Source organism: Roseateles sp., from assembly GCF_036404855.1.
Classification (GTDB): Bacteria; Pseudomonadota; Gammaproteobacteria; order Burkholderiales; family Burkholderiaceae_C; genus Pelomonas.
Window position 1 is genome coordinate 1 of sequence record NZ_DASWYS010000090.1, and the last position, 7,480, is coordinate 7,480.

Sequence of the window (7,480 nt, forward strand, 5' to 3'; positions counted from 1 at the left end):
GCTGCGAGCGGATGGCATGCACCGGCGTCGCGAAGCGCGTGAACAGGCGCGCGGGCTGCTCAGCGGCCAGCGCCAGCCAGCGCTGCTGCAGCGGCGCGACAAGGGCGCCGTAGGGCAGCACTGCGCCGAGCTGGGGCAGGCCTTGCTCGGCGGCGCTGATGTGCACCTCCCCGGCGACTGGCGCAGGCGGTGCCTGGCTGACATGCACGGCGCGTATCGCCTGGGCGCTTTCGGGCACCCAGGCCGACAGCCGCTGCAACAGCCGGATGCTGCCCAGGTTGAGGGCCAGGGTGCGCGCGTCGCCACTGATGTCTCGGTCCAGTGGGCGGGTGTCGAAGAGGTGGATTTCGGCGCCCTCGAGGCGCTGGACGGCCAGCAGGGCGAGGGCCAGGCCCGCGGGGCCGGCGCCGATGACAGCAAGCTTCATGGCCGCAACGATACCCGTGCCGGCCGCCGCCGCTGAAGTCGCGTGCCAGCAAGGCCGCGGCGGCGCGCTTAAGCTGTGGTCTTTGCGCTTCTCCGCCACAGACAGGACTCCCATGCAATACCGCCGCCTCGGCCGCGCCGGCCTCCAGGTCTCCGAACTCTCCCTCGGCTCCTGGGTTACGTACCACAACCAGGTCGACACGAAGTCCGCCACCGAGATGCTGGCCGCGGCCTTCGACTCCGGCGTCAACTTCTTCGACAACGCCGAGGTCTACGCTCAGGGCGAGAGCGAGGTCGTCATGGGGCAGGCCTTCAAGGCGTTGGGCTGGAACCGGTTGGACTACATCGTCTCGAGCAAGTTCTTCTGGGGCCTGCAGCGCGACGGCGTGACGACGACCAACCGTAAGGACACGCTGAACCGCAAGTACCTGATGCAGGCCGTGGATGGCTCGTTGAAGCGCCTGCAGCTGGAACATCTGGACCTGATCTACTGCCACCGCCCCGACCCCCACACGCCCATCGAGGAGACCGTCTGGGCGATGAGTGACATCATCCGCCAGGGCAAGGCGCTGTACTGGGGCACCAGCGAGTGGAGCGCCGGCGATATCCGTGCCGCCTGGGAGATCGCCGAACGCCACCATCTGCACAAGCCGGTAGTCGAGCAGCCGCAGTACCACCTGTTCCACCGCCGCCGCGTCGAGCAGGACTACGCCCGGCTCTACGAGGACGTCGGCCTGGGCCTGACCACCTGGAGCCCGTTGGCCTCGGGCCTGCTGACCGGCAAGTACCGTGGCGGCATTCCCGCCGGCAGTCGCGGGGCCCTGGACAGCATGGCCTGGATGCGCGAACAACTGCAGGACAAGGCCAAGAACGACGCGGTTGGCAAGTTGGCCGACATCGCCGCCGAGCTGGACTGCAACACGGCCCAGCTGGCCATCGCCTGGATCAACCGCAACCCGCGGGTGTCCACGGTCATCCTGGGCGCCAGCCGCATCGAGCAGCTTCGCGACAACCTCGGCGCACTTGCCGTGACGCCCAAGCTCACGTCAGACGTGGTCGAACGCATTGACGCTATCACACGCCCGCTGGCCCAGTAGATCGGGGAAACGTGCCGATTGCCGCTGCGACGCGACCCTAGGTGTCGCTGAGAATGCGGTTATGAGGGTCTTGATGAGGAAGGGGTGTGCCGCCCTGTTGATCGCCGCTGGCCTGGTCGGCTCGGCGTTGGGCGTGACGCCGCGCTTCGAGCCGGTAGGCGAGACCGATTCACTGCGCGACCGCGCCGTTTCGGCACTCGCGATGGACACGAACGGCTTCCTGTGGGTGGGCATGCCCGACGGGCTACAGCGCTTCGATGGCTACCGCTTCCGCCGCCACCCGCTGCGTGACCCGGCCGATGGCGCTGCGATCGACCAGTTCGTTCGCAGCCTGCTGGCCGACCCGCGGGGCGGGCTTTGGGTGGCCGCCGGAAACAGCGGCCTGGCCTGGCTGGATACCACCTCCGGCCAGTGGAAGCGCTGGGCCCGAGCCGAGGGCAGCCCGGTCGACGCGCAGGCGCCAGCCTCCAACGCCGTACGTGCGCTGGCGCTGGAGCCCGACGGCAGCCTGTGGGTGGGCACCCAGGGTGGCCTATCGCGCCTGGACCCTCGGCGCCAGGGTTTCACGCATTGGCGCGGTAGCAACGCGGGCCTGCCCGACGACCGCATCGCTGCTTTGTTGCGTGATCGTCGCGGCACGCTGTGGATAGGCAGCTGGCAAGGCCTGGCACGCAAGCGTGCCGGCAGCGATCGAATCGAGCCCGTCGAGCTGGGCCTCGCCAGGCCGCAGATCACGCTGCTGGCCGAGACGCGCGACGGGCGCGTGCTCGTCGGCACAGGCGTGGGCGACCTGCGCATGCTGTCCGAGGACGGCCGCTTGCTGCCCTTCGCCGAGCGCATCGGCGCCAGCGACGGCGCCTGGCCGGTGCTGACCATGACGCAGGCTGGCGACGACGAACTCTGGCTGGGCGGTCGCAACGGCATCGAACGCCGCCGCGCCAGCGACGGCGCGCTGATCGAGCGCCTGCCGCCCGAGGGCAGCAGCCCGGCGCCCGTGCCGCGCAGCGAGGTGAGGGCGCTGCTGCGCGACCCCTCGGGCACCATCTGGGCCGGCAGCTACCGCTCGGGCCTGATGCGCCACGTGCCGCCCTTGCCGGGCCTGGCCCTGGTCCAGAACGAGGGCGAACGCTGGCGGCGCTTCGGTGACCTGGACGTTCGCAGCGTGCTGCAGCTCGACAGCGGCCGTGTCTGGCTCGGCACCCAGGCCGCCGGCGTGGTCGTGCTGGACACGGCGCTGCAGCCTGTCGGCGAGATCGTCACGGCGGCCGGCCGCAGCGCATTGCTGGGCCGCATCGGGGCGATGGCGCAGACGCCGGACGGCGTCTGGGTGGCCGCCGAGTCCGAGCTGATGCGCTTTGACACGCAGGGACGCTGGCGTCAGACGCTCGCCACCGGCCGCGTGACCGCGCGCCGCATGTACACCGCGCGCGACGGCCAGCTCTGGCTCGGCACGACCGATGGCCTTTGGCGGCTGCCGCCCGGCGGCACGGAGCTGCTGCCGGTTCTGCTGGCCAGCGGCAAGCGCAGCGGCGGCGAGGTCAACGCTATGCAGGAAATGCCCGACGGCAGCCTGTGGGTGGGCGGCGCGACGGGCCTGCTGCGCGTGGCTCAGCCGGTCGCGGTGCAGCCCGTGGCCGAGGCGCCGGCCACGCGCGGCCTCGTGGGCCGCACTGTCGTCGGCATGGCCGTGGACGCCCAGGGCAACCTGTGGGTGGACACCAGCGCCGGCCTGCATCGCAGCGCCGGCGAGGACGCTCAGGGCATGCGATTCGAGCATTTCCCGGCCGCGTCGGGCCAGGACGTCATCGGCGCCTTCGGCGCCAACTTGCTGGCCGACGCGCAGGGGCGCATCTGGACCCACCGCGGCTACTTCGACCCGCGCAGCGGCCAGCGCCTGGAGCTGGGTGCCGTCGACGGCGCCGATATCGGCACGGCCTGGTTTCGCGCCTACACGCGGCTGGCCGACGGGCGCTTCCTGTTCGGTGGCGCACGTGGCGTGCTGGTGGTGCAGCCCGACCGCTTCACACCCTGGACCTACCAGCCGCCGGTCGTCGCGACCGAGCTGCGACTGGGCGCAGCGACCCACGCCGTGCCCACTGCCGGCCAGCCGCTGGTGCTGGCGCCGGGTGAGCGCAGTTTCAGCCTCGGCTTCGCCGCGCTGGATTTCAGCCGACCCGCCAGCATCCACTATCGTTACCGTCTCGAGGGCATGGACCCCGAATGGCTGGACGCCGTCGCCACGGCGCGCCGCGCGTCCTACACCAACCTCGAGCCCGGCCGTTATGTGATGCGCGTGCAGGGCAGCAACCGCCAGGGTGACTGGAGCCCGCACGAGCTGCGCCTGGAGGTGCAGGTTCAGGCGGCCTGGTGGCAAGCGCGCTGGCTGCAGGCGCTCGCCGGCCTGGCTTTGCTGGGCCTGCTGCTGGCGGCGTTCCGGCTGCGCACGCGCCTGCTGGTGCAGCGCCAGCGCGATCTGGAGGCGCGCGTGGCCGAGGCCACTGCGGCGCTGAACGCCAAGTCGGCCGAACTGGAGGAGGCCAGCCTCACCGATCCGCTGACCGGCCTGCGCAACCGCCGCTTTCTCGAACAGCAGCTGCCCGGCGACGTCGCACTGGCCGTGCGCCGCCATGAAAGCAGCGAGCTTTACGGCCATTCGCCGCTCACGGCGCCGGTGGAACGCAGCCGCGAGATGCTGTTCTTCCTCATCGACGTGGACCACTTCAAGCGGATCAACGACGAGCACGGCCACATGGCCGGAGACGCCGTGCTGATGCAGATGCGCGGTCGCCTGGGCCAGGTGTTCCGCGCGTCCGACTACTTGGTGCGTTGGGGGGGCGAGGAGTTCCTGGTTGTCGCTCGCGAAACGCCGCGCACCCGCGCCGCGGAGCTGGCCGAACGCGCCCGCCAGTGCATCGCCGGCCAACCCTTCGACCTGGGCGGCGGCGTGCAGCTGTCGCTGACCTGCTCGGTTGGTTTCACCGCCTTCCCGCTGTGCGCGGACCTCCCGCGCGCGCTGGACTGGCGTGCCGCCGTCGACCTCGCCGATACGGCCCTCTACCAGGCCAAGAAGGACGGCCGTGACGCCTGGGTCGGCCTGCTCGGCGCCAGTGCTGCCAGCGAAGCCGAGCTGCGCCGGGACGCCCGGCAGCCGTTGGTCGACTGGGCCGCCAGCGGAAGGCTGCAACTGCTTCATTCCGGCTGACGTGCAGAATCGCCCCATGAAATCCGTGAAGAGGTGGGGGGCGGCTCTGCTGACTGCCGCGGGGATCTGCACGGCCGCGATGGCCGTGGTGCCGCGCTTTGAGCCCATCGGCGATCCCGGCGCGGTGCGGGACAACGTCGTGTCGGCGCTGGCACTGGACGCCCGCGGCCTGCTGTGGGCTGGCTCGCCTGAAGGGCTGCTGCGCTTCGACGGCTACGCCTTTCGCCGCTACCCGCTCGCTGGCCCCGACGGCCACTTGCTGCCCGAGCAGTTCGTGCGCGCCATGCTGCCCGACCCGCGCGGCTGGATGTGGGTGGCCGCCGGCAACAGTGGCCTGGTGCGCATGGACATGGCTACAGGCCGCTGGGACCGTTGGGCTCGTGACGGTAGGTCGGCCGACGAGACGGCCCCCGCCGCCAACACAGTACGCACCCTCGCGCTGGAGCAGGATGGCACGCTGTGGATAGGCGGCAGCGGCGGCCTCGACCGCTTCGACGTCAAGACCCAACGCTTCACCCACCACCGCGGCCGGGACGACGGCCTGCCCGACCCGCGTGTACAGACTCTCCTCGTAGATCGCCAGGGCACGCTGTGGATCGGCACCTGGCGCGGCCTTGCGCGCAAGGCGCCGGACGGCCCGATCGAGGCGCTGGATGTCGACGTCGGCGACCAGCTCGTCACGCTGATCAGCGAGACGCTGGACGGTCGCATCATCATCGGCACCGCCCAGGGGCGGCTGCGCGCGCTGTCGCCGCAGGGCCAGCCGCTGCCCTTCAGCCCCGGCGCCCAGCCGGGCGCCACGTCGGGCGCCTGGCCCGTCATGGCCATGGCCCAGCCCGATGCCGACGAGTTGTGGTTCGGTGACGCCTCGGGCCTGTCGCGGCGGCGCGCGACCGACGGCGCATTGATTGAGCGCCTGCCCGCCACTGGCGCCGGCAGCGCACCGCGCAGCGACGTGCGCGCGCTCATGCGCGACCCCGCCGGCACTGTCTGGGCTGGCAGCTATGGCGGCGGGCTGATGCGCCACGTGCCGTCGCTGCCTGGCCTGTCCATGGTGCGCGAGGGCATCGGCGCCGTCTCCGGTGCGCTGGATGTGCGCAGCATCCTGCAGTTGGACAACGGCGAGATCTGGCTGGGCACGCTGGCCGGTGGCATCGAGCGGCGAGACCGCCAGTTGCAGCCTCTGGGCCTGGTCGCCCAGGGCAGCGGCGGCCTGCCGCAGGGCCGGGTCAATGCATTGGGGCAGACGCGGGACGGCTCCGTCTGGGTCGCGGTGGATACCCAGTTGCTGCGCTTCGACACGCAAGGCCGCTGGAAAGAGACGCTGCGCAGCGGCAACGCCGTGCCGCGGCGCTTCCATGCCACCGACGATGGCGCACTTTGGATCGCGACGCTGGACGGCGTCATGCGCTGGACGCCCTCCAAACCCGTCATGCGCGCCATTCCGACGGCCGGCCTGGTGGGTGGGACCGGCGAAGTCAATGCCTTCGCCGCCCTGCCCGACGGCAGCTTGTGGGCCGGCGGCGCAGCGGGCCTGTTCCGAGTCGCCAAGCCTGGCGCGGACGAGCCGGTGGCGGAGTGGGTGGAGCCCACGGGGCTGACCGGTCAGACCGTGCTGGGCATGGCGGTCGACCTGGCTGGCCGCCTCTGGGTGGACACCGGTACCGGCCTGCATCGCCTCGTCGAGAGCAACGGCCGGCATGCGCGCTTCGAGGTCATCGGTGCCTCCGACATTGGCGGAGCCTTCGGTGCCAACCTGCTGTTCGACAAGCAGGGCCGCGTCTGGTCGCAGCGCAACATGTATGACCCGCGCAGCGGCGAGCGCCGCGAACTCGGCGCGGCCGACGGCGCCGACCTTGGGACCGGCTGGTTCCGCGCCTATGCCCAACTGGATGACGGTCGCATGCTGTTCGGCGGCGCGCGCGGCTTGTTGGTCATTGACCCGGAACGCTTTGCGCCCTGGACCTACAAGCCGCCGCTGGTCGTGTCCGAGCTGCGCGTGGACGGAGAGGAGCGCGCACTGCCGGAAGGCGGTGCCGTCGTCCTGGCGCCCGGCGAGCGCGGCTTCAGCGTGGCCTTCGCGTCGCTGGACTACAGCCAGCCCGGCCGCAACCGCTACCGCTACAGCCTCGAAGGACTGGACAGCGGCTGGATCGCCGCAGGTGCGCAAGGCCGTTCGGCGGCGTACACGAACCTGGCGCCTGGCCGCTATGTGCTGCGCGTCCAGGGCAGCAATCGGGACGGTGCCTGGAGCCCCAGCGAACTCCGCATTCCCGTCGACGTCCACGCGGCCTGGTGGCAGACGCGCTGGGCGCAAGCCCTGGCCCTCGCCGCGGCCGTGCTGTTGGTGGCCGGTATCGTCAACATGCGCACGCGCCTGCTGCTGCGCCATCGCCGCGTGCTGGAGGCCCGCGTGCAGGAACGCACCGAGGCGCTGGAGGCTGCCACGGCCGCGTTGACGGCCAAGTCCGTCGAGCTCGAGGAGGCCAGCCTCACCGACCCGTTGACCGGCCTGCGCAACCGCCGCTTCCTGGACCGTCAGATGCCCGCCGACGTGGCGCTGGCCGTGCGCCACTACGAGCCGCCTGCGGCCGCCGGCGAAGACTGCGAGCAGGATCTGCTCTTCTTCCTCATCGACATCGACCATTTCAAGCGCATCAACGATGCCCATGGCCACATGGCTGGCGATGCGGTGCTGATGCAGATGCGCGGCCGGCTGGAGCAGGTCTTCCGCGCCACCGACTACCTGGTGCGC

At 71.2% G+C, this 7,480-nt stretch carries 4 protein-coding genes; 3 read left to right on the forward strand and 1 reads right to left on the reverse strand.

Going from position 1 to position 7,480, the window contains the following annotated elements:
- The coding region (locus VGF12_RS05900; protein WP_331175112.1) for an NAD(P)-binding protein at positions 1-427 on the reverse strand (427 nt) is incomplete at its 3' end.
- 112 nt (positions 428-539) lie between these two features.
- Here VGF12_RS05900 and VGF12_RS05905 point away from each other — a divergent pair.
- The 3 genes from VGF12_RS05905 to VGF12_RS05915 all read left to right on the forward strand — a co-directional run.
- Entirely contained in the window at positions 540-1,523 is a 984-nt protein-coding gene (locus tag VGF12_RS05905; protein ID WP_331175113.1) for an aldo/keto reductase, read from the forward strand.
- Positions 1,524-1,596: 73 nt separating this feature from the next.
- A complete protein-coding gene (locus tag VGF12_RS05910; RefSeq protein ID WP_331175114.1) occupies positions 1,597-4,725 on the forward strand; it encodes a ligand-binding sensor domain-containing diguanylate cyclase in 3,129 nt (1,042 codons plus the stop codon).
- Between the two features lie 16 nt (positions 4,726-4,741).
- Positions 4,742-7,480, forward strand: a 2,739-nt coding sequence (locus VGF12_RS05915; protein ID WP_331175115.1) for a two-component regulator propeller domain-containing protein, incomplete at its 3' end; no start/stop codon positions are given.

Coding starts and splice junctions, on each gene's coding strand:
- VGF12_RS05910 (WP_331175114.1), top strand. CDS start 1,597: ATGAGGAAGGGGTGTGCCGCCCTGTTGATCGCCGCTGGCCTGGTCGGC.
- VGF12_RS05905 (WP_331175113.1), top strand. CDS start 540: ATGCAATACCGCCGCCTCGGCCGCGCCGGCCTCCAGGTCTCCGAACTC.